This is a genomic window from Peribacillus sp. Bi96, from assembly GCF_918698115.1.
Classification (GTDB): domain Bacteria; phylum Bacillota; class Bacilli; order Bacillales; family DSM-1321; genus Peribacillus.
Genome location: NZ_CAKKLV010000013.1, coordinates 113,218 through 135,657, shown reverse-complemented (window position 1 = coordinate 135,657; position 22,440 = coordinate 113,218). Strand labels below are relative to the sequence as shown.

General features: G+C 39.1%; 22 protein-coding genes, 1 tRNA gene, 1 rRNA gene and 1 pseudogene. 10 read left to right on the top strand and 15 right to left on the bottom strand.

Going from position 1 to position 22,440, the window contains the following annotated elements:
• Window positions 1–202: ribosomal RNA gene (locus tag LQ203_RS16805) — 16S ribosomal RNA — on the bottom strand; the annotation flags it as partial.
• A gap of 438 nt (window positions 203–640) precedes the next feature.
• On the opposite strand from LQ203_RS16805, the gene LQ203_RS16800 reads away from it, so the two are divergent.
• On the top strand, window positions 641–826 hold the full coding sequence (locus LQ203_RS16800; RefSeq protein ID WP_230159511.1) for a hypothetical protein: 186 nt from the start codon (window positions 641–643) through the stop codon (window positions 824–826).
• Window positions 827–860: 34 nt separating this feature from the next.
• Here LQ203_RS16800 and LQ203_RS16795 read toward each other — a convergent pair whose 3' ends face one another.
• On the bottom strand, window positions 861–1,766 hold the full coding sequence (locus LQ203_RS16795) for a DMT family transporter (protein ID WP_230159510.1): 906 nt from the start codon (window positions 1,764–1,766) through the stop codon (window positions 861–863).
• A gap of 145 nt (window positions 1,767–1,911) precedes the next feature.
• Here LQ203_RS16795 and LQ203_RS16790 point away from each other — a divergent pair, with 145 nt between their 5' ends.
• The 3 genes from LQ203_RS16790 to LQ203_RS16780 all read left to right on the top strand — a co-directional run bounded on the left by LQ203_RS16790 (window position 1,912) and on the right by LQ203_RS16780 (window position 4,880).
• Complete coding sequence (locus tag LQ203_RS16790; protein ID WP_230159509.1) at window positions 1,912–2,619, top strand: MgtC/SapB family protein; 708 nt, start codon at window positions 1,912–1,914, stop codon at window positions 2,617–2,619.
• A gap of 501 nt (window positions 2,620–3,120) precedes the next feature.
• The gene (locus tag LQ203_RS16785; protein WP_230159508.1) at window positions 3,121–4,488 is read left to right on the top strand and encodes a beta-propeller fold lactonase family protein; all 1,368 of its coding nucleotides are present in this window, start codon (window positions 3,121–3,123) and stop codon (window positions 4,486–4,488) included.
• A 319-nt stretch (window positions 4,489–4,807) separates the two neighbouring features.
• Window positions 4,808–4,880, top strand: a tRNA-Ala gene (locus LQ203_RS16780).
• A gap of 380 nt (window positions 4,881–5,260) precedes the next feature.
• Here the strand turns inward: LQ203_RS16780 and LQ203_RS16775 are convergent.
• The 4 genes from LQ203_RS16775 to LQ203_RS16760 all read right to left on the bottom strand — a co-directional run bounded on the left by LQ203_RS16775 (window position 5,261) and on the right by LQ203_RS16760 (window position 8,790).
• Window positions 5,261–6,079 (bottom strand): class I SAM-dependent methyltransferase, encoded by an 819-nt coding sequence (locus tag LQ203_RS16775; RefSeq protein ID WP_230159507.1) that lies wholly within the window; start codon window positions 6,077–6,079, stop codon window positions 5,261–5,263.
• Window positions 6,080–6,223: 144 nt separating this feature from the next.
• Window positions 6,224–6,658: a MarR family winged helix-turn-helix transcriptional regulator gene (locus LQ203_RS16770; protein ID WP_230159506.1), complete on the bottom strand. Its 435-nt coding sequence runs from the start codon at window positions 6,656–6,658 to the stop codon at window positions 6,224–6,226.
• Between the two features lie 486 nt (window positions 6,659–7,144).
• Window positions 7,145–7,654, bottom strand: a complete 510-nt coding sequence (locus LQ203_RS16765) for a DinB family protein (protein WP_230159505.1) — start codon at window positions 7,652–7,654, stop codon at window positions 7,145–7,147.
• 776 nt (window positions 7,655–8,430) lie between these two features.
• Complete coding sequence (locus LQ203_RS16760) at window positions 8,431–8,790, bottom strand: winged helix-turn-helix transcriptional regulator (RefSeq protein WP_101226146.1); 360 nt, start codon at window positions 8,788–8,790, stop codon at window positions 8,431–8,433.
• A gap of 243 nt (window positions 8,791–9,033) precedes the next feature.
• Between LQ203_RS16760 and LQ203_RS16755 the strand changes: the two genes are divergently transcribed.
• A complete protein-coding gene (locus tag LQ203_RS16755) occupies window positions 9,034–9,756 on the top strand; it encodes an NAD(P)-binding domain-containing protein (RefSeq protein WP_230159504.1) in 723 nt (240 codons plus the stop codon).
• A gap of 440 nt (window positions 9,757–10,196) precedes the next feature.
• Here LQ203_RS16755 and LQ203_RS16750 read toward each other — a convergent pair whose 3' ends face one another.
• The 4 genes from LQ203_RS16750 to LQ203_RS16735 all read right to left on the bottom strand — a co-directional run bounded on the left by LQ203_RS16750 (window position 10,197) and on the right by LQ203_RS16735 (window position 12,982).
• A complete protein-coding gene (locus tag LQ203_RS16750) occupies window positions 10,197–10,424 on the bottom strand; it encodes a hypothetical protein (RefSeq protein WP_230159503.1) in 228 nt (75 codons plus the stop codon).
• A 240-nt stretch (window positions 10,425–10,664) separates the two neighbouring features.
• Window positions 10,665–11,867: a PLP-dependent aminotransferase family protein gene (locus LQ203_RS16745; protein ID WP_230159502.1), complete on the bottom strand. Its 1,203-nt coding sequence runs from the start codon at window positions 11,865–11,867 to the stop codon at window positions 10,665–10,667.
• Window positions 11,868–12,191: 324 nt separating this feature from the next.
• Window positions 12,192–12,563, bottom strand: coding sequence for an MmcQ/YjbR family DNA-binding protein (locus tag LQ203_RS16740; RefSeq protein ID WP_230159501.1), 372 nt, complete (start codon window positions 12,561–12,563; stop codon window positions 12,192–12,194).
• A gap of 23 nt (window positions 12,564–12,586) precedes the next feature.
• Window positions 12,587–12,982, bottom strand: coding sequence for a VOC family protein (locus LQ203_RS16735; protein WP_230159500.1), 396 nt, complete (start codon window positions 12,980–12,982; stop codon window positions 12,587–12,589).
• A 519-nt stretch (window positions 12,983–13,501) separates the two neighbouring features.
• Between LQ203_RS16735 and LQ203_RS16730 the strand changes: the two genes are divergently transcribed.
• Window positions 13,502–13,732, top strand: a complete 231-nt coding sequence (locus tag LQ203_RS16730) for a helix-turn-helix transcriptional regulator (protein WP_230159499.1) — start codon at window positions 13,502–13,504, stop codon at window positions 13,730–13,732.
• A 209-nt stretch (window positions 13,733–13,941) separates the two neighbouring features.
• Here the strand turns inward: LQ203_RS16730 and LQ203_RS16725 are convergent.
• Window positions 13,942–14,277: pseudogene (locus tag LQ203_RS16725) on the bottom strand (2-oxoglutarate dehydrogenase E1); the annotation flags it as partial.
• Window positions 14,278–14,590: 313 nt separating this feature from the next.
• On the bottom strand, window positions 14,591–14,755 hold the full coding sequence (locus tag LQ203_RS16720; protein ID WP_230159498.1) for a hypothetical protein: 165 nt from the start codon (window positions 14,753–14,755) through the stop codon (window positions 14,591–14,593).
• Window positions 14,756–15,165: 410 nt separating this feature from the next.
• Between LQ203_RS16720 and LQ203_RS16715 the strand changes: the two genes are divergently transcribed.
• From LQ203_RS16715 to LQ203_RS16700, 4 genes are all read left to right on the top strand, one after another.
• Window positions 15,166–16,083, top strand: a complete 918-nt coding sequence (locus LQ203_RS16715) for a proline dehydrogenase (protein ID WP_230159497.1) — start codon at window positions 15,166–15,168, stop codon at window positions 16,081–16,083.
• A gap of 57 nt (window positions 16,084–16,140) precedes the next feature.
• Complete coding sequence (gene pruA / locus LQ203_RS16710) at window positions 16,141–17,682, top strand: L-glutamate gamma-semialdehyde dehydrogenase (RefSeq protein ID WP_214791075.1); 1,542 nt, start codon at window positions 16,141–16,143, stop codon at window positions 17,680–17,682.
• Between the two features lie 165 nt (window positions 17,683–17,847).
• On the top strand, window positions 17,848–19,317 hold the full coding sequence (gene putP / locus LQ203_RS16705; protein ID WP_290370601.1) for a sodium/proline symporter PutP: 1,470 nt from the start codon (window positions 17,848–17,850) through the stop codon (window positions 19,315–19,317).
• A gap of 133 nt (window positions 19,318–19,450) precedes the next feature.
• A complete protein-coding gene (locus LQ203_RS16700) occupies window positions 19,451–20,671 on the top strand; it encodes a helix-turn-helix domain-containing protein (protein ID WP_230159496.1) in 1,221 nt (406 codons plus the stop codon).
• Window positions 20,672–20,971: 300 nt separating this feature from the next.
• Here the strand turns inward: LQ203_RS16700 and LQ203_RS16695 are convergent, their stop codons facing one another.
• The 3 genes from LQ203_RS16695 to LQ203_RS16690 are packed head-to-tail and all read right to left on the bottom strand — an operon-like array spanning window position 20,972 to window position 22,295.
• Window positions 20,972–21,385, bottom strand: coding sequence for a TetR-like C-terminal domain-containing protein (locus LQ203_RS16695; RefSeq protein WP_356714645.1), 414 nt, complete (start codon window positions 21,383–21,385; stop codon window positions 20,972–20,974).
• Window positions 21,386–21,426: 41 nt separating this feature from the next.
• Entirely contained in the window at window positions 21,427–21,570 is a 144-nt protein-coding gene (locus LQ203_RS27680) for a hypothetical protein (protein WP_356714643.1), read from the bottom strand.
• A gap of 14 nt (window positions 21,571–21,584) precedes the next feature.
• Window positions 21,585–22,295 carry an MBL fold metallo-hydrolase gene (locus LQ203_RS16690; protein WP_230159495.1) on the bottom strand — a complete coding sequence of 237 codons (711 nt, stop codon included), beginning with the start codon at window positions 22,293–22,295 and terminating at the stop codon, window positions 21,585–21,587.
• Between the last annotated feature and the right edge of the window lie 145 nt (window positions 22,296–22,440).

Here is a 22,440-nt window from a genome sequence, read left to right as displayed (position 1 = left end):
CTTCTCTCATGCGAGAAAAGAACGTATCCGGTATTAGCTCCGGTTTCCCGAAGTTATCCCAGTCTTATAGGCAGGTTGCCCACGTGTTACTCACCCGTCCGCCGCTAATCTCAGGGAGCAAGCTCCCATCGATTCGCTCGACTTGCATGTATTAGGCACGCCGCCAGCGTTCGTCCTGAGCCAGGATCAAACTCTCCGAAGAAATGTTTGACTTGCTCATTTGCTTTTTTAATAGTGTGTGCTCACTTAAAATTTAACGTTGGCGCTTTGTTTTGTTCAGTTTTCAAAGAGCAATTTGTTGTCGTCTCTCTCAGAAGCGACCTCTATAATGTAACACATTCTGTCACGTTTCGTCAACAACTTTTTTTAAAAAGTTTTCAACAGCTTGTTAGCTGTTTAAGTTGCTGTCTTAGCGACAAGAAATAATATACCATGTACTAATAATGTTTGCAATACGTTTTTTAAAACTTTTTTCTAAAAAGTGTTTTTTTCTACTTTCTTCTATATAATCGTTCTTTTTTAATCATGATATTTTAAGATAACCAGTCCCCTGTTGCGCTCATTCGTGATTAAATGACGCATATTTAGCTACAAACACAAATAGACATATAAAGATATCTTTTTCCCATGAGGTGAAGCAATGAATCTTTCATTAATCGGATTACTCATTTCCTACAGTATGGCCCTTTACTTATTCAGCACCGCTTATTGTGAAGCCATTAGGTTCAGCAGAGAAAAAGGCAGGGTGAATGGTACAACGTTTTTATTCAGCTTTACTTTCGCTTTAGTTTTTACACGGATCACCTATTTGTTTTATCCATATTAAATAAAAGCAGTAAGTCGGGTTCGACTTACTGCTTTTATACGGTGACTGGCTCTTCTTTGTGCACCTTACTTTTCTTTTCATCCTTTAGGAATATCATCAAACCTGCCAATATGATCGTACCTCCCAGAACCTGCGTCCACAGTATCGGTTCATCTAGTATGAAATAAGCTAAAATTGTCGCTCCAATCGGTTCCAGTAAGATTCCCATCGAAATTGTTGACGTGCTTAACCACTTCAATGACCAATTGAATAAAGAATGTCCTAATAGAGTCGGAAAGATGGCAAGCAAAACGAAATAAACCCAATCGGCAGTTGGATATGGCGCCAAAGGCTCTCCCTTGAAGATCACATAGAAAAACAAAGTGATGGCACTAATGGCATACACAACAAATGTGTATGTTGTTGATGAGATGCGCTTTCGTACATTTTGTCCAAACAGTAAATAACCAGTTACAAGCGCACATGCGATAAGCGAAAGAATGTCTCCCCAAAGCGCCATACCACTGATTCTCAAATCTCCCCAGCTAATGACAAGGCTGCCGGCTATTGCAATGATGCCGCTCAATATTGCTTTCATCGAAAATCTTTCTTTAAAAAATAAGTAAGCTCCCACAAAAGCGAATAAAGGCTGGAGGGTGACAAGCACAGTGGAACTCGCCACCGACGTGTAATTGAGCGATTCAAACCATAAAATAAAATGAAAGGCCAAGAACACTCCTGATGCAATCGAAAACAACCAATCCTTTTTCTCAATGAATCTAAGTTCATGGCGGTATTTCATTAAAAAAACAGGCAACATAAGAAGAACGGTAAATAATAAACGGTAAAAGGCTATTACACCCGATGGAGCAGTAGCTAACTTAACCAGAATGGCAGAAAATGAAACGGAAGCCACCCCAATCGCCAATGCAGCATAGGGATTCATTTTTGGAATTTGCATTCAAGTTACCCCTTTCAATTAGAATAACGCCTCAATGAAATCTATTCTACTATGTTAAAGTTATTAGGGTAAGCTTTTTTGAAAAACGGGTATATGGCAACAGAGATCTTATTCTTCTATATTACTTCGGAAGTGGTGAAACAAAATGGAATGGACATTCAATCCTCAATCGGAACTGCAAATCCTAATAAAACTGGGGATTTCAGCTCTACTCGGATTAATTATCGGGCTGGAGCGCGAAATGAAACGAAAACCTGTCGGATTAAAAACAAGCCTGGTCATTTCCATCGTCAGCTGTTTACTAACGATCGTTTCCATGGAATCCGCTTATAAGTTCCCAGGCAGTGAACACGTAAATATCACAATGGATCCCTTGCGTCTAGCCGCCCAGATAGTTTCTGGAGTCGGTTTTATCGGCGCGGGTGTCATTCTCCGCCGTGACAATAACAGCATATCCGGATTAACGACCGCAGCCATCATCTGGGGAGCGGCAGGTATCGGGATTGCCGTTGGAGCCGGATTCTTTCTTGAAGCGATAGCCGGCGTCATACTATTAATCATAAGTGTAGAATTGGTTCCTGCAATCGTCACCTGGCTCGGGCCAATGAAATTAAGGCAAAAAGAAATTTTTCTGCAGCTGGTAGTACAAGATAAAGATGACATTGCCGTCGTACTGAAAAAAATCAAAGACGAAAAAATATTCATCAAAAACCTTAGAATCAAAGATGTGGCAGAAGACCACCACCTTTTGACACTTAAAGTGCTGGTCGATCATAAAGTCAGAACATCGGAAGTGTACTACACTGTCTCCAATCTTAAGGAAATTGCACGGGTAGAGATCGAAAATGCATAAATGGAAAGAACAGTTAGACTAAAATCAAAAGGGTTCGGAATTAAAACATTCCGAACCCTTTTGAAATTCCCTCCATATGAAAAGATTTGATCCTCTACCGGCAAAATTAAGAACCTTCTTCAACTTAATGGAAACGGCAGTAAACCATGTCTGCATAAACCAATCGCACCTTACATAATCCTCAGGTCTCTAACATCTGACTCCATCACCTAATACCATATATTTACTATCATCCATCGGACAGCGAGAAAGTCTAGTGATACGTGACTTCGCTCTGGACTAACCCATTATTCACTTTAAATTTTCAGAATAACCAAACCGATATCTTTGTCTATACGTTTATATATAGTGAAGGGAGCAGAACTATGATTTGATTATACATTTCAAAGGAAGGAGGTTAGAACACAAGCTGGATTTTGACAGGGAATTGATTTTCCTGTTCATCTACTTGGCTTAAAAGATCGTATAGTATATCAAGAAAATAATTTCCCGAGGTGAGTAATGTTTAAAAAAATGAAGGTGAAAAGTATATGGATTATCCCCTTACTATTTGTGTTTTTTCTACCAAATGTAATTGGTGCTTCTTCTACTAAAGGTAAAAGCCTAGTGTTAGGGACAGGCTTTGACACCCACATCACCAACAATTCCCTTGCCGTAAGTCCGGATGAGCAACTAGCGATTGTCTCGGATAGCCGTGAACGATCCATCCTAGTCTATGATCTTACCAAAGGCAAGTTGCTCAAAAAGATCGACGGCTTTGTTTCACCGAGAAACATCGTGTTTATTGATGGCGGCTCAGAGTTTGTCGTCTCAGACAGTACGCTCGGTACGCTTCGTTTTTACAGCGTAAAAAATTTCACCTTGAAAGATGAAGTTGTCGTTGGACCAGGCGCATTCGGGACTGCCGTCAGCCCGGATGAAAAGACATTATATGTGAACAATCAAGCACACAATTCTGTCACGGTCGTGGATCTGGAAAAACGAAAACCGATTGACGTCATTACCGGTTTCGCCCAACCAAGGCAAGGCATTAAAGTCTCTTCGGACGGAAAATATATCTTTGTCACGAACTTTCAAGGAGATAAAGTGTCCATCGTTAATGCCGCCACTAAAAAAATCATTCGTGAAATATCAGGGTTCTCCAGTATTCGCGGAATCTCGATTACCACTGATGGAGAATCATTGTATGCCGCCAACAGCGGACGCAACAGCATTTCCGTAGTTGATACGCTAGACGGTAATATAAAGAGTGAAATAAAAGTGGGACGTGAACCATATGGCGCTGCTCTATCACCTGATGACAAACTCCTTTTTGCAAGCAACAAAGCTGACAATACGATTGACGTGATCAATGTTGCTGATCACCGCGTAGTTAAAACAATTGGGGGGTTCAAAGAACCAAGACAAGCTATTGTCTTTAGCCATGACGGAGATCAGGCTTATGTATTAAATCGGGATCTCTCTATTGCGCGTGTTGATATTAATAACTACTCGATCACGGATATAATTCAGGATAAGCAAAAAAAATATAAGCTTAAAATACTGGAATCAGACGAAGTCGGGAAGTATGTAGCAGATCAAGACGGAATGACACTTTATTACTTCACAAAAGATGATTCTAGTGTCAGTAATTGCAAAGGCCCATGTCTTGAAATTTGGCCGCCATTCCATGAAGATAACATCATCTCGAATAAAGGATTCGACAACAAAGACTTTAAGACAATCATAAGAGATGACGGGAAACAGCAAACTACGTATAAAGGACATCCTCTTTATTACTATGCGAAAGATAAGCAGGCAGGTGATATAAATGGGCAAGGCGTCAATAATGTCTGGTATGTATGGAAAAAAAAGATTTTTGAGGAATAAACGCAAGAACAAGGATTCAGGAACGCTGATAAATAAGTGGCACAAAATTGTTTGAATTAGAAGAATAGAACACGTAAAAACCTTTGATATTTTTGAACAGATGAAAAAATAAAACCAGAGATGGATTAAAATGATTAAATTCAGTTATTTTATAATTTTCGTATAACCAAAAAGCCTGTAGGCAAATTTGATATTCATCGAGTCTATTCTGAACCGTTTGACCACAATCGAACGGTTTTTTTATCATTTTTGCAAAAATTTCATATTTAATATTGACTTTTCCCGAAAATTCGCTAAAATAATTATTGTACCTCAATTCGGGGCATTAGCTCAGCTGGGAGAGCGCTACGCTGGCAGCGTAGAGGTCAGCGGTTCGATCCCGCTATGCTCCATACTATAAACTCTTAGAGCCATAACGGTTCTAAGAGTTTTTTTATTTATATAAACTATCTCCATTATGAAATGCTGTCATTGAAGCGATAATTTGTTCACTGAGAACTCTTGTATCACGATCTAAACAGCTTTTACATGTAAGATATAAGATTCATTTTCCCAAATTACAAGTAAATCGCAGAGTTCAATATGTACTAGAAAGGTTTGATCATTTTCCATACCGATTAATTAACTAACGCACCTATAGTTTAAGTGAAAAATGATCTGGTATAGTGAAAGTAATAAAAGGTTGTAGTATTTTCGATATTTTCTAAAAGGGGTTACTTTATTGAGAAGTAGCTGAAGCTTTAGACGTATTAGAATAAGGCTGGATTCGACATTACTTTCTCTCGAAACGCAAATGAACAAACTTCATCATCTTTAATAAATCTACAGCCCTCACCATTACACGTGTTCCACTTTCCCACTTCTTGCTTGCTGGTATACCTTTGAAGTACGATTCGCAGGATATAACCTTGATTTTGGACGACCAACCTTCCAATGCTTTTGGATTGTTGACATAGAAATACATTTCCGCCCCCTTGTTCCCTGTTTTTTCCACCGTGCGATTTGAAATCTTTAATGCAAACTTTGATTCCGCATCGAAGTACAACTCCCCGCCTGGAAAGAGAAGCCCCATTTTCTGAAATACGCCTTTGAGTTCACTTGCCTGAAAATAGTAGAAAACACCGGCAGATACAAAAAGTATGCCGTCTTCCTCATTAAAAATCACATCATCAAACCACGAAACATCAAAAAATGATTTTGCAATGCTGATATTCCTCGGAGAGTCTGCGATTAGAGTTTTGCGGAAAGCAATCGCTTCTGGTAAATCAAGGTTGTACCAGTTAAGTGTGCCATTATCCACTCTTGAAAATGTAGTATCAAGTCCCGCGCCGATGTTTACAATAGTGGCCCGAGGATGTTTTTCTATAAAAGCTCGGATGGTATCGTCAACTTTTTTTGCTCGGACTATATAGCTTATGCCTCCATACTCTCCAAATGTATTGGATATTTCGGTAAAATTAAAATCACAGCTTGCAATGACCTCTATCGCTTCCTTGTCGTACAAAATTTCTGGATTCCTCTCACTGGCAGTGGCGCGTCCCCAAAGAGGTATTAGCATTGTGCCTTGAACGGATTGTAAATTTAATGACATAATATCTTTCCTCCAAAAGCTTCAAATTTTAATTGCGAATTCTTCAAAAGCGATTTCGCCGAATTAATTAATAGAAGGAATGATTGAGCCGAAAATTACCCCTGGACTTTTCATTGAAGGCACACTCACGTTCAGTCATATATATCAATCCTCCATTTTTTTAAGCAGGTAATTCACTTTATGCAAAGCGTATTGAAGATCCTGTTGCTCTTCACTATCTAGCTTGGACAGGTCATTGACGAAACTCTGATAAATTTTCGTCCATTTTTCTTGTTGTGAAGTTTTTCCTTTCTCTGTTAACTCAATCACAAACGACCTCTTATCATTCTTATTTTGACTCTTAGTAATGTAACCCCAATCAAATAAGCGCTTAAGCAAGTCTGTCATTTGCTGTTTGGGTACATTTAGCCCTTCACTTATTTGTTTGATAGTCACAGGATTATGATTCATAAATACGAATTCTAAGATTTGGTTCTGTAAATGAGTTAAGTTGCTGGATTTTTGATTCAATCGCTGAAAACTCTTAAACAAATTAGGGATTAACTCGATATATTCTTTACTAACTTGAGAAATAGTCATTGATTACCTCCTAATATAGCAATGTATTATATATCAAATTGATTAATAAACAAATTTTTTTTTGAATTTAGTAAATAATAATTTACTAAATTCTGATTTTCCCGAATGAAAGCTTGTGAAAATGCAACTGCACTTTTTGTCCAATAAAAAAGAACTGACTAATATCAGTTCACAAGATCTTGTACACGTTAGCTCTAAAGGTGGTTCAAAATCGTTTAACAACCGGTGTTTAATATTATACTCCCTATTATTTATTGAATTTGAATCGTTCCTTACTAAACTAAACTGCCCCGTTAGTGACATAAGGATTTTTAAACAACATTATTATTTTTTAATGACTTTATTGTAAATTAAACAACTTTATTATCTCTGTACAGTAGCGTCAGGAAAATGCGGATTTACAACGTTAAGGAAGTTTCAATATTAAAAAACCTAATTTCTCAGCATTAAATGAGAAATTAGGTTTTTTCATTAATAGAAAAAGACTTATAAGTATTTATCACTAATCACTTTTATATGGTGTAACTCGTGCCCGACAATGCCATATGCAAAGGTACCTATCGAAACTGGGCTGTTCATTACAGTTCCATTACGATCCCACGCTGCATCATCAATGGTTGAAATAAGACTTAACGTGTTGGAGCGTACCGTGTCTAAACTAGCTAGTAGCTGCTCCCAGGATAATTTGTTGAAGTTTGCCGCAGAAACGTATTGATCCTGATCCATTGCTGGGAGTGGTGCACTTTCATTTCGTGCAATGGCAAGCATTCGATACGACATCACACGTTCCACGTCGGCCATATGCCCAATCACTTCTTTTAAAGTCCATTTCCCTGGTGCGTACGCCTTCCTTGCTGACTCCTCTGATATGCTGCTCAAGAGGGTAATGGTCTTAGTTCGTTGCTTACTAAGTATTTCTTCAATATCTCCATCTGGCACAAGACTAACATACCTATCATACTCTGGGTTTTCAATAGATAATGGTCGTGGACGCAAAAGAATCCTCCTCATCGGAATAGTTAATTATGGTTCTAGGCTAATATTCGACTGTCAAGAAGATATTTCCTTTATTTAATATTTAATTTCATTACCGCAAAATAATTGCAAATTAAACAACTTTATTATCTCTGTACAACTGATTTATGCAGTTAACATAATACAGATAATAATGGATTAATTCACTTTTTATTCCACTAACCTGCCCCGTTAGCCATCCATGAAGCGCAAAAATCAGCGCTTCACCACAGAGAATGAAAATTGGTCTCTATGTCGATAATGTTTTAATGGCTGGCGAAGAAGGTCGTTGAACTATGGTGCCTTTGAGCCCATCCGTTAGTCTGACTCCGACGACCACGGTGTACCACCGACTGTCGCGCCCTTTTTGGGTAGCACTCATGGGAGATTAATCCTTTTTTGGTCGTCGTGCTAGCCTCTACTTAATTTGCTATGATTGGAGGTTTTTGTTTAACGATTTACCAAACTCAATCAGATCACTCATAAGGCTCAGCCTTTTTTTAAAAAGCGTTTTTACTGGGTCTATTTTGTTGTGGTTTTTTCTGGATTTTGAGCTTTTTTAATTTTCATGGGAGTTCTATAAGAAAAGCGATTCTTATTAAAGAATCGCGCCCTATAATGGAATAAGATTGAGCTTCTATTAGCTGGTTACTTAAAGAAGAAAAGTGCGTTTCCGTTGTTTCAGAAACGCCCCCGTTAATTTAAGTACAACACTTCACAATATCGGCCCAATTAATAAAAAATATCATTTTATTATTTTACTCAGGTTTCTCCCCGAATTTTTTGCCGAAATTCTCCATCATATCAAGTATTGGGATAAATTCACGCCCTTTAGTTGTTAATGAATATTCAACACGTGGAGGTACCTCAGGAAAAACCTCTCGTTTAATTAATCCATCTGTTTCTAATTCTCTCAACTGTTTTGTAAGAGAACCTTGTGAAATGTCCCATAAAAAAGCTTTAATTTCGCTATAACGACGTTCTTTTGTTTTTAAAAACCAAAGAATAAGATACTTCCAGCGTCCTGAAAGCATATTTTGGGTATACGCAATACCATAAACGTCTCTTTGCTCCTTAATAAACTCTTTTTCAAATCCATCCTTGCATATTCTAGCCATACTTACATCCCTTTTCTTCTGTAAAGTACAAAAAAGTGTACTATATCATTTTTTATTGCCTACTTCAAAAGTAAGAGTAATGAGTTTATTATATTATTTATAACCAAAACACACAATTACCTCTAAATTACCTTAATGCTTGTAAAAAAAGGAATGTAGACAATTTCGCGTTGAGGCAATTGGAAAATTCCATAGCTGATATTGAATCATAATCGGATAAAATTATATTTAGGAGGAACAATAATGAGATTTGGAATTATAGGTGCAGGACCAATAGGGACAATTATTTCTAAAAAATTAGTTAAGAATGGACATGATGTCAAAATCGCAGATGCTCGAGGAATTGAACGTTTAGAAGGAAAAGAGATTGCTGGAACACCTGTGAGTGTAGAAGATGTAATAACTAATATTGATGTTCTAATAATATCTATCCCTTTTCATGTAATGCCAAGCATTCGCAACATTGTAGATAAAGCTGGAGAGGAAGTAATCGCTGTAGACACTTCAAATTATTATCCTTTTAGAGACAATAAAATTGAAGAAATTGAGAACGGGATGGTTGAAAGTGTTTGGGTTTCAAATCAATTAGGTAGACCTTTCATTAAAGCTTTCAACAATCAATTAGCTTATACTTTAGAAAATAAAGGAACCCCCGAAGGTACTAGTGGTCGCATTGCCATGGCGATTTCTGGTAATGACCTATCACAAAAACAAATAATCATGGACGTAGTAAACGAGCTAGGCTTCGACGCAGTAGATAGTGGTTCTTTAAGTGATTCGTGGAGACAACAGCCAGGAACTCCTGCATACTGCACAGAACTAACAAAAGAGGAACTAACGGAAGCATTGAAAAAGGCAAATAAAGAAAAAGCCCCATTCCTACGGGATAAGGCAATGGAGAAGTTTTCAGCTGGATTTTCACATAAAGATATTGTGAATCTAAACAGAGAAACATATAATTCATAATTTAGGAAACCCATGATCATTGCTCTGGTATTTAATTTTAAATTGAATAGAAGACATAGGAATTTGGAACCAAAAGTAGTGATCAAAATATTTGATCACTATTTTGGCATATTTTAAATCTCTCTGTTCATCCACCTTGGATGTAACACTTTAAAAATATTTAGACGTTGTTAACAATTTTCATCGCCGCAAAAAAATTGTATTGTTGTTACACTAAACTGCGACGTTAGCTTAAGTACTTTCTTCACAATCTCCTCTATTATTTTAACATAAATATCCAGTTTACTTGTTTAGTGATCTTCCACAATCTGGATCTTTAATGGAATAACATGACTGACGTTTTTAAACAACTTTAATGTCACTTAACAGTATTCCTTATGGAACTATCCTGCCCCGTTAGTACATTAATATGTCTATCCCCATTCCACAAAACATTATCGTTAGGATGAACCAAAATATATAATCTCTTTTTTTACAATGTAGTTTTCAATTCCTGTTAGAAGGGTGATTATGCCTGCAATTAATCTTAAAATTCCAGAGTGAATATAATCTATACTGTCATAAGTTTGGAAATATAATATTATTGCAAAGATTATCAATACCCATTGTATAAACAGAATAGGTTTATTTCTGTCATCCCAAAATTCTTTTCTCAAAAAAGAACGCATTATTTTATCTCCTCAACCTGAATCAAAGTCTACTCGTATTATAAACTGTAATGAACTAAACTGCCCCGTTAGTTCCATAAGCCAGCCGCAGCAAACTCCCTTTTTGAAGGAAAGCACCTGTTATTATTTAATGATTTCATCTAATTTGAGAACAGATAAAATCATCGTAAATGAGATGACGAATCCTTTAATTAACAAAAAACCTACCCCGGTTAAGGAAGTAGGCTCATTAAAATTAGTTCAACATTCATTTTCAAAATTAGGTGCGATAAGCTGTCCTAGTCTTCGAATTCCCTCGATTATTTCCTTCTCATTGGCATAACTGAACGAGAGCCGGAGAAACTCGGTTCCATCCTTTTGATCCAAGAAAAAGTATTTCCCTGGAACATACGAAACCCCCTCAGCCAGAGCCTTTGATAATAATTGCGACGTATCAAAACCTGGAATTCTCACCCATACAAAGTAACCACCATCTGGTACATACCAGGAAACGGGTTCTGGAAGAAATTGTTCCATCGAGCGGATTAACGCAGTACATTTGGCACGATACACATCTTTTAGAAGGTCGAGTCGTTTCTCTAAATTTGTGTTTTCTAAGTATACTGCCATTGTACTTTGAGAAAATGGATGATCTAAATCTTTTTTAAACCACTCTAAAGCCTTAATGAATTCACTTTCGCCTGCTATCCATCCAATCCGCATTCCTGGCGCCACTACCTTGGATAATGAACCAACATGGAGGACTCTACCACGTTTATCAAATGATTTTATTGGCAGCGGATTTTTGTCGAAGGATAATTCTCCGTACGCATCATCCTCTAGAATGAGGAAATCAAACTCGATGGAAAGTTCCAATAAATGCTTCCGCCGCTCAGTAGTCATGGTCGTCCCAGTTGGATTTTGAAAGGTTGGGATGGTATATAGAAAGCGCGGCAGGGTTAGACCTTTACGTTTTCTTTCATCCAGCATTTCTTTTAATTGGTATGTTTGAAGTCCCTTTTCATCTATAGGTATACTAATAATCTGATTCGTATAGTTTTGAAAAATCTCTAAAGCCTCCATATAGGTGGGAGATTCTACAGCTACAACAGTAGTATTATCAAGGAGAATACGGGCAATAAGATCTATCCCCTGGCAAGCACCTGATGTAACCAAAAGCTGTTCTTCCAAAACGGAAATTCCACGCTCAGCCAATCTTTTCTGAATTTGCTGCTTTAGTCTTGCAATCCTTGGACTTCCGAGATAATGGAGAGGCAAATCCTGCTCTTCATCAAGAAGTTTGGCTACTGCTACTTTAATCTCCTCAGCAGGAACGAGAGCTGGATCCGGATAGCCTGAACTCAAGCGTATACAGTTATCTGGCAAATCTGGCATCCATGCACCAGGTGGATCATTCTTAAGTGCCACTTTAATGTTTTCAGAAAAAAAAGATTCAACATTCACTTCAACCATACACCTTTCCGTCAATCGAACCATGATTGATTTTCTCAATTTTTATAGATAGCTGCTTATGCAGATAACCATCAATCTTTTGTAGAAACATCCTTACATATATTTTAGACTTTCTTTTCTGACGGAGACAACCTATTAATGTTGCAAATTCAGGAGTGCCTATTACCCTGAACTTTCTTGGCCGCTCCAATACATTAGGAGCTTTTTTCTTTAAGCTATGTGTGTATAGATTAAGTCGTTATTTTTATCTATCAGTATCTGTAAAGCAGATAAAAGAAAGTAAAAAAGTGAAGAAGGCAGATCATCCGCCTTTCTTCACTTTTTATGAAACTCTTCGTATTTCTTAACCAAACGCTTCGGCGCCGCACGTAAATAGGCTTCTTGAATTAGAATGGTCAATTCACCCCAGTCTTCCCTATCCGGATTTTGAATGGAGACCCAGCCGTGATGTCCTATATACGGTGTTTTGAAAAAATTCTCTTTCTGTAGCAATAATTCTTGGGTTTCCCGATCTGACTTGAACGACAAGCTGAATCCATTCTCACTTTCACCTGAAATCACGAAGGATTTTCCCTTGATTTTAAAAGTATTGTGACCGAAACCATCAATAAGTTCGACAGCTTCGGGCAGCGCAAGACAGATATTGCGTACATTTTCAAGCATGCCTGCCGTGTCGTGTAATTTCATGTTTCATTCACCTATCATCAAATCTATTTTGCATTCACATCAGGTTGATGAATTCCGAATATATTGCCTTCGGTATCAATATAGTATCCTTGCCACGCCATTCCAGGCAGGGCATATTTGGGCTTGGCGACCTTACCGCCAATCTCAATTATTTTAGCTTCCGTTAAATCGTAATTCTCCACTCCCATTGTACAAGCAAATCCATTTAAAGCTTGGTTTGTTTCCGGCGGAGCACTTTGACGCTGCATCAAAGCTCCATTGACCCCAGGTTCATTGTCATCGCCAGTTACTGCTCCAAAGTAAGGCATTCCCGCATAATCACTCCAATCTTGAAATGACCATCCGAATACCTCTCCATAAAACTTCTTTGCCCGTTCCATATCATCTACATGAATTTCGAAATGAACTAATCTTCCCATGATTCCCTCCTACTTTTTACGAGATTTAACCAATTCATTCAGTGTTTCCGCTTACAATATCCCACTTATTATTATAATGGATATGGAAATAAATACAATTATTACAATAATATATTATTGTTAGTTTCGATTAAATCAGTTTTTAGAGCCTCATCATACATCCTGACATCTTTGTAGAAAGACCGCAGGAACCGTTCAAATAGAGTTAGTTCCGACCAAAAGAATCCGCCCCATGCTCGTTGAGTAGATTTGTGGCCCAACATGAAAAGTTCGGGTCTCATGCGAAAGGCGGAATCTCTTATCCTATATAGTTAATCGTTTATTCTGCCCGCTAGTTTAAGTAGCAAACTTCTCAACCTCACACATATTTAACGACCCTGATTTTCAACCTTTTCGCTTTCATGTTCATATCCTGTTACACATAGTTGGCCTAGATACCAAATATTTGCGAAACTATGCGTATATTTTTGTGCAAGTTGGACGAGACTGCTAGTAAATTAAATCTAGGAGGTTATCAAAATGTTTAGATTCGGGAAAGGGAAAGCGCGAAGTAAGGTCGGGAAATTCATCGATAAGCATGGATATTCACAAGAGGAATTTGTAAGTGCGTCTGGAATCTCACGTAATACGATAAGCAGAGTTTGCAGCGATCCTAAGTATGTGCCATCAGCCGGAGTATTAAAGAAAATCATGAAGGCGATTCGGAGCATAGATGCTGACGCAAAGTCAGACGATTATTTTAATATTTAAGGAGAGAGCATGTGTTGGTATTAGGAAAACGGAGGACGTTTCTTTAATGGCCGGATTATAAACGTTCAACGTCCGCATGATTTTTAAATTCCTTTAAGCGTAACGACTCACCCCTATGCAGCGCACCAGTTTGATAGCGTATAATGGACGAATTTGAAAGGTAGTGGCAAGCGTTCTTCTCCAAAATCACTTCTTAACTTCGTCCAATATAATACATGCACCCAAAATCCAAGCTTTCCTTTCAATGGAATAAAGCCATCCAGTAGCTGCATGTCCTGAACTTCCCAAGCGAATCCCCTACCTTTAAACAATTTTCAAACTTACATACGCCAATGATCATACCAGTTGGGAGGTTGTCCTTTGAGTATCCATGCTTACTAAGCAACAACAGGATTGGCCTTGCTACTGAAAGCCTTATCCACTTTATGACTAGTATGAATCGCCAGCGAACCACGATAATTCGTTCCCCATGACCTTGTTTCGTATTTGACCTCTCCAAGGATAAATAGACTTGCCCAAGGCTGGATTATTGATAAAACCTTCATTCTAAATGCCTACAACTTTTCAAAGTTCACTTATGACTATGGAGCTTCCGTGCATGAGATTATTATAGGCATAGGTAAAAAAGTTTTATAATTAAAGGAGGTTTTCATTCCAAACATATGTGATTCAACAACATCGATACACTTGCAAATTTAAAATCCCCCACTTCCATTAGAAGCGGGGGTTTTATGATTTTCTTTGACAGGTAAAAAACATTTTACGGTTCTTTTGTCCCTTTTAGACAAACCCTGCAGGGATTTCTTTAAACAGGGGCTTGTTATGGATTTGGGACAAGTGCTTATGTATCGACTTCATCTATTTTCGACTAAACATTTTCTTAATGAATCGAACCACAGGTAACACAACGGATTCATGTACATTCGTAAGGGCATAACCGATCAGCCCCATTATTACCAAAACCATTATTAACGCTATTATCAAACCTGATGTTTCTCTAAGTTCTTCAAATACAGCACCCATTTCTTATCCTCCCCGGCTTGCCGATCCGATTTATTTACGGTTTTCACCCATTTACACTCCGAACAGCTTCATCAATCATTTTTTTCTACGAACCATTGCACCCGTTCTTGTTAAATAAGGTTCATTATAACGCATTGGATGATTATGGTCGAGTTTCCACCTTTATACGCACATAGTGATTTCTTTTCGATCATCTCTTCCTGCTAAAGGCTTTCTTCTAGCGTTTCTCTATACGTAAAATATAAACCTTCCCTTCTTGCCATAAAATGCGAGTCAATGAAACCCCTTTCATTTTGTCCAAAAGCGACAAATAAAAGACAGAATTATTGTTTTTTGAGAACATTGTGAACATTGTCGAAAAATCGTAAGCTTAATTTATGAAATACATCTTCTTAGGGGGTGCGCTTTATATGGAAGCCATTACAAGGGACTTTTTCTTATTTTTATCTAAAAATAATCTGCTTAATAATATTGCTAAAAAAAGCGGAGGAAATTTTGCTGCTGGAAAGATCATTGGGGGAACTGATTTCCAAAGTTCCGTTAAATTCATTAAACAACTTAATAATAGCGGCTTGTCGGTTACAGTCGACCATCTTGGGGAATTCGTTGATTCTAAGGAAGTGACTCAGGAACGGACGGCAGAATGCATCGAAACCATCGAAATGATCAGCAGGGAAAAACTTGATTCACAGGTTTCTCTGAAGATGACTTCTTTGGGACTTGATATCGATCATAAACTCGTGATTGAGAATATGACGAAAATTCTTGATACAGCCGAAAAACATAAAGTCATGGTCACGATCGACATGGAAGATGAAGTTCGTTGTCAGGCAACAATCGATATCTTTAGACAGTTCAAAGAAAAATACAGCTGCATAAGTACTGTTTTACAAGCATATTTATTCCGCACAGAGAAAGATTTAGGGGACCTTTCCCAATATAAGCCATTCCTGCGTCTCGTAAAGGGTGCCTACAAGGAATCTGCCGAGGTGGCTTTTCCCGAAAAGGATGATGTAGACGAAAACTACAAAAAGTTGATTAAGCAAAGTCTTCTTAACGGTAATTATACGGCCATTGCCTCACATGATGACAAAATCATCGAATATACAAAAGAGCTGGCTAAGAAGTTTGACATCCCGAATACACAATTCGAATTCCAAATGCTTTATGGCATGAGAAACAAAACTCAATACGAATTGGTCAAGCAAGGTTACAAAATGCGCGTCTATGTACCATATGGTCTGGATTGGTATGGATACTTCATGAGAAGGCTTGCAGAAAGGCCATCCAATATTGCCTTTGCCTTCAAAGGGATGGTCAGAAGCTAAATATACATTCAACATTATTAATTGCTACAAAAAATCTATTAAAAGGTGTGATGATCAATGATTTCATATAAACACGAACCATTTGTCGATTTTACAAACGAGGAAAACAAAAAAGCATATCAGGAAGCACTTCAAACTGTTGAGGGCTATTTAGGACAAGACTACCCTCTTTATATCGGGGCAGAGAAAGTGACGACTGATGAGAAAATCGTTTCATATAACCCTGCAGATAAGCAAGAGGTCATCGGCCGAGTATCGAAAGCGAATAGGGACCTTGCTGAAAAAGCCATGCAGGAAGCTGTTACCGCTTTTGAAAGCTGGAAAAAAGTGAAGCCGGAAATCCGTGCTGACGTTTTGTTCAAAGCTGCTGCCATCATTCGCAGACGAAAGCATGAATTCTCTGCTTTATTGACAAAAGAAGCGGGAAAACCTTGGAATGAGGCTGATGCAGATACAGCGGAAGCAATCGATTTCCTTGAATTTTATGCCCGTCAAATGCTGACTCTTAAAGATGGTGTGCCTGTCCAAAGCCGTCCGGGAGAATTTAACCGCTATGATTACATTCCATTAGGGGTAGGCATCATCATTTCTCCTTGGAACTTCCCATTTGCGATCATGGCAGGTACAGCTGTTGCCGCTATCGTTACTGGTAATACAATCCTGTTGAAACCAGCTTCGACTACTCCTATCGTTGCTGCTAAATTCGTTGAAGTGATGCTTGAAGCCGGCCTTCCAGCAGGTGTGTTGAATTTCGTTCCAGGAAGCGGAGCCGAAGTGGGCGACTACCTGGTCGATCATCCAAAAACACGTTTCATTTCCTTCACAGGTTCACGTGATGTAGGTCTGCGCATTTACAAACGTGCTTCAGAAGTGAACGAAGGCCAAATTTGGCTGAAGCGTGTCATCGCTGAAATGGGCGGAAAAGATACGATGGTCGTCGACAAAGAGGCAGATCTTGAATTGGCGGCTCAATCGATCGTGAAATCTGCATTTGGCTTCTCTGGACAAAAATGTTCTGCTTGTTCCCGTGCTGTCATCGTAGAAGATGTATACGATCAAGTATTAGATCGCGCTGTTGAATTAACAAAACAACTTACAGTTGGTAATCCTGTAGAAAATCATTTCATGGGACCAGTTATCGATCAAGCGGCTTTTGACAAAATCATGAGCTATATTGAAATCGGGAACCAAGAAGGACGCATTCTGACTGGAGGAGAAGGAGATAGCTCTAAAGGCTACTTCGTTCAACCGACAATCGTTGCTGATGTCGATCCGCAGGCACGCTTGATGCAAGAAGAAATCTTCGGACCAGTCGTTGCCTTCACAAAAGCGAAGGACTTTAACGAAGCACTTGAGATTGCCAATAACACTGAATATGGTTTGACTGGGGCTGTCATTACGACAAATCGCCTTAACATGGAAAAAGCACGCGAAGAATTCCATGTGGGGAACTTGTATTTCAACCGTGGCTGTACTGGTGCAATCGTAGGTTATCAGCCATTCGGCGGGTTCAACATGTCAGGAACTGATTCCAAGGCAGGCGGACCGGACTACTTGCAGCTTCATATGCAAGCCAAAACAACATCCGAAACGTTCTGATAAATGTTTCAAAAAGCTATTGAAAAGGAAATGCCCTCGTATTGGTGATGTATCTTCAACTATATGATACAATACCAAACGATGTACAATGGAGGAAGTGACAAATAGGTTGCTTCCTCTTTTTAAACGAAAAAATATCTATTTCATCTTGAAGGGAGTCTTCCTATGATCGATTTTTCTTTAATAATTTCCATTAGCATTTATATGGCTGGTATGCTGTTAATCGGATATTTCGCCTACAAAAGAACCTCCAATCTAAATGACTACATGCTGGGAGACCGGGGTCTTGGCCCTGCTGTCACTGCCTTAAGCGCCGGTGCCGCCGATATGAGCGGTTGGCTTCTGATGGGTATGCCAGGTGCCATGTTCGCAACAGGACTCAGCTCCATATGGATCGTCATCGGCCTGACGCTTGGTGCTTATGCAAACTGGTTATACGTGGCACCTAGATTAAGAACTTATACGGAAGTTGCCAATAATTCCATTACGATCCCTGCTTTCCTGGAAAATCGTTTTGGCGAAGGCTCACGGATCTTAAGGCTCATCTCGGCTTTGGTCATCCTGATATTCTTTACGTTTTACGTTTCTTCCGGTATGGTATCCGGCGGCGTCTTATTCCATAGTACATTTGGCCTTGATTACCATACTGGCCTCTGGATCTTAACAGGCGTGGTGGTCGCTTATACTTTATTCGGCGGATTCCTGGCGGTAAGCTGGACAGACTTTGTACAAGGAATCATCATGGTCGTCGCCCTGGTCCTTGTACCGATCGTTACCCTTTTCCATATTGGCGGCTTTGGCCCTGTCATAGATACACCGCGTTCCATTGATCCTGCGCTTTTAAATATTTTTACCGGAACTAGTCTATTGGGGATCATCTCATTATTTGCATGGGGATTAGGTTACTTCGGTCAGCCCCATATCATTGTCCGCTTTATGGCGATCAGTTCCGTTAAGGAAATAAAGAAAGCACGTACCATCGGCATGAGCTGGATGATCTTTTCCACTATTGGTGCCATGCTGACTGGGTTCATTGGAATCACTTATTTTTCTCAGAACAACATCAAGTTGGACGATCCCGAGACGATATTCATCGTTTTAGGTGAAATACTGTTCCACCCACTCATTACCGGCTTCTTGATTTCAGCTATCCTGGCAGCCGTCATGAGTACGATTTCTTCGCAACTTTTGGTCACTGCCAGCTCTTTAACGGAGGATATATACAAAACCTTCTTCCGTCGTTCCGCTTCAGATAAAGAGCTTGTCTTCTTAGGAAGGCTTTCCGTACTGATCATATCCATCATCGCGCTATTTCTCTCTTGGGAGAAAAACGACACGATTCTTGGACTTGTCGGTTATGCATGGGCTGGGTTCGGTTCTTCATTCGGTCCGCTAGTCTTACTCAGCCTCTGCTGGAAGCGCATGACAAAATGGGGTGCTCTAGCTGGGATGGTCTTTGGTGCCGGGACTGTAATTTTCTGGTCGATGGCAGGCCTATCCGATACGCTTTATGAAATGATCCCAGGTTTTGCCGCAAGCTTGATTGCCATCATCGTGGTCAGTCTTCTTACAGCTAAGCCATCTAAAGAAGTAGAAGAGCAATTTGATGAATTCAAAAGAACATTAAAACAATAATAACCCCTCTAAAAGGAACGGTATTTTTTCATATACCGTTCCTTCTTTGTTCTTGCCCCTATACACATCATTAGTTTAAAAGTATTATTAAACTAACTTGTCATACACTTCAAAAAATTACAGGGGGCCATATATGTCATTAGAAAAAATTCTGACTCTCACAAACATCAACGATATAACGGATATGGTCAGCACTTATTTAAAAAAACCAGTCGTCATCGAAAATGACCAATTTTTATTGCTGGCATATAGTTCATATTATATCGAACACTTCGACCAAGCCAATCGGCAAACCATCTTCACAAAGCATTGGCCTATTCCAATTCTGGAAAAATTCATGGATGAGGGCATTGTCGAACAGCTTAAAACCGTGGAGCATCCATTTAGGGTGAAACAAATCGAGGAGATCGGATTAAATCAAAGAGTCGTTGTGAGCGCCGTTCACAAAGGACAGGTCTTCGGATTCATTTGGGTCCAAGAAACGGAAATGATGACTGATTCCGATTTGGAATTTTTACATGAAGTTTCCCATCATATCGGCAAGCTCCTTTATCAGAAAAAACAGATAAACATGAAAAAAGATGAAGAAAAAAATGAGTTTTATCAAAAGGTCATTGACGAAGTCTATCAAACGGAAAACCAAATAAAATGGGAAGCCGCCAATATGAGTCTTCTCATTCCGGAAACTTTCCTTGTCAATGTCTTTACCATCGCTCAATCCGATGCGGAACATTTCGATGAATTAGCGGATACAGTCAGTCTATTCGCCAATGCATTGAATCATTTTACCCATGCATTCACAAACCAATTGAAGATCATCGTCCTGATTGGCAGCAACGGAAAAGGGAAAGACCTGCTTACCGATAGCGCCAATGATTTAACGAACACCGTTCTTTCCCAATTCAATGACAAAAAGGTATTCCCGGGAATCGGAAATGAGTACTCTTCGATTCTTCAATTAAGAAAATCCTATCTCGAAGCCCTGGAAGTGATCAACGCAGCCAAGTTCATCGGTAAACCTGAACAGCTTCCTTTCCAATATAGTAAGCTTGGGATTTTCCGTTACCTCGAAATGATCTCCAACCATCATACTAAAACGAATTATATCAATGTGGAATTAGAGATTCTTCAAAAGAAGGACCAGGAAAGCCAAACCAAACTCCTTCAAACATTGGAAATATATCTGTTGAACAATTGCCGGATCAAACCGACAGCTGAACAGCTATACGTTCATACCAACACATTGAAATATAGATTGAATCAAATAGCCGATCTCACATCGATCGATTTTGATGACTTACATTCAAGAATCCAGCTATACATCGATTTACAGCTAATAAAGCAAAGATCTTAGGGCATTCTGCTTTTGAGGCCATATTTTCGGAGCCCGCCCATGAATCATTCAATACAATAAGGAGTGAGGGATACGGAGACATCCCCCCTGTGTTCCTCACTCCTTATATGTTGTACTTCATAAACACTTTTACCAAATCAAGTACATTAGACCGTTTTATTTACATGTATACAGAATAAAATTAGCCAAATTGATACAAGCGAATTTAACGTTTTCAAGGGAAAAACTAATCACCTGAGGGGAACCAAAACCAAACAGCCCACAAAGGACCGTTATACCAAGACAGCCAGAAAGCCCATTTTAACCTCCCATCAGCTCATATTTAAGTTGATTTATAACTATTGAATGGATTCCCTCAATATAAGTATTTAACAGTAAAGAAAAACTCCTATCGATATCAATAGCCATCCCAAACCCACCCATTTTTTCAATAGAAGTAAATCCATGTAAAATGCTCCTTAATCCTCTCACCAAGTGAATCGCCATTTCTTCCTGCAAATCATAGGCTTGTAGTAATTGGACAACAAGCTCTACAACAGATTGCTGTGCTTGCTGTAATTCCTTGTCTTCACCATTTGGAAAACGGATGGTGGCATCATAAAGTCCTGGATGGATTCTAGCAAATTCAACATATGCCTCACTCAGTGCTAGGATTGCATCATCACCGGAGCGTCCCACTGCCGCTTGAAGCATGGAATCATAAAGTTTTTTCACTCCATTTACTGCTAGTTTCTGTTTTAATCCATTTAGGCCGTCTAAATGGTTATATAACGAGGGGGGCGTATTTGTAATTCTTCAGCCAACTTGCCTAACGAAAGGTGATCAAGGCCGTTTTCATCAACTAGTTCTGTAGCCTTCTGTAAAACGATGGACAAATCTAACCTTTTACGTTGAGACATCTCATTTTGACCTCCTATTTTCCTGGTTGAAGTTTTAATTCTGCTTCAACTATCGCTCTATCTATAGAATCCCCAGGGTGTTCTAGCATCTTCCCATGACCTACAGCAAGTAATCTCGGTTTATAACTTCTTAGTTTCTTTGCACTTTCAAGTGCGATGAGTTTGTTCCAAGTCCCAAAGGCTGGAAACGGAAATAAAGGTTTAATCATTCCTGATACCGCAGTTCCACCTCTCGTTTGCAAGGCATCCCCAACAATTAAACTATGATTCCGGGTGTCAAGAAGAGAGATCGAACCAGGGGTATGTCCAGGTGAAGAAATAACTTCCAATGAACCAATATGGTCGCCTTCTTTGAGTAATAAGTCTGGTTGAGTTTTAATCTTTTTAGGGACAACTCCGCGGATTGGAGAGTTTGCTTCATTTTGTAGGGGAGTAGAATTGCCAGCCAGTAATAATGCATCCCTAACAGAAATACTCACTTGTAAATCAGGGATTAACGCTTTAAGCCCGTCTAGTGCACCAACATGATCATCATGAGCGTGAGTAACGATTAATCTTGTAATCGGTTTTCCGACAGCCCGCGCTGCATCCATTATACTTTTTGTGCTGTAGGGTAATGCTGCATCTATTAGTGTAAGGCTATTCTCTTCTTCTACAAAATAACAGTTCACCGGAAATACACGTGGCATGAAAGAGAGTTGAAATAATGTACCACCCTTCGTCATTTTCACATTGCAGGAGTGGCGACGGCTATCGCTTTTAGTGGCCCTGGTATCTTAAAGGATTAAACAATAGTTTTTCCACTTGCAAATGCCCCGATAATCACATTCCGGGTTCAAAAAAACGCCAGCGATTCCGCCGGCGTCATGT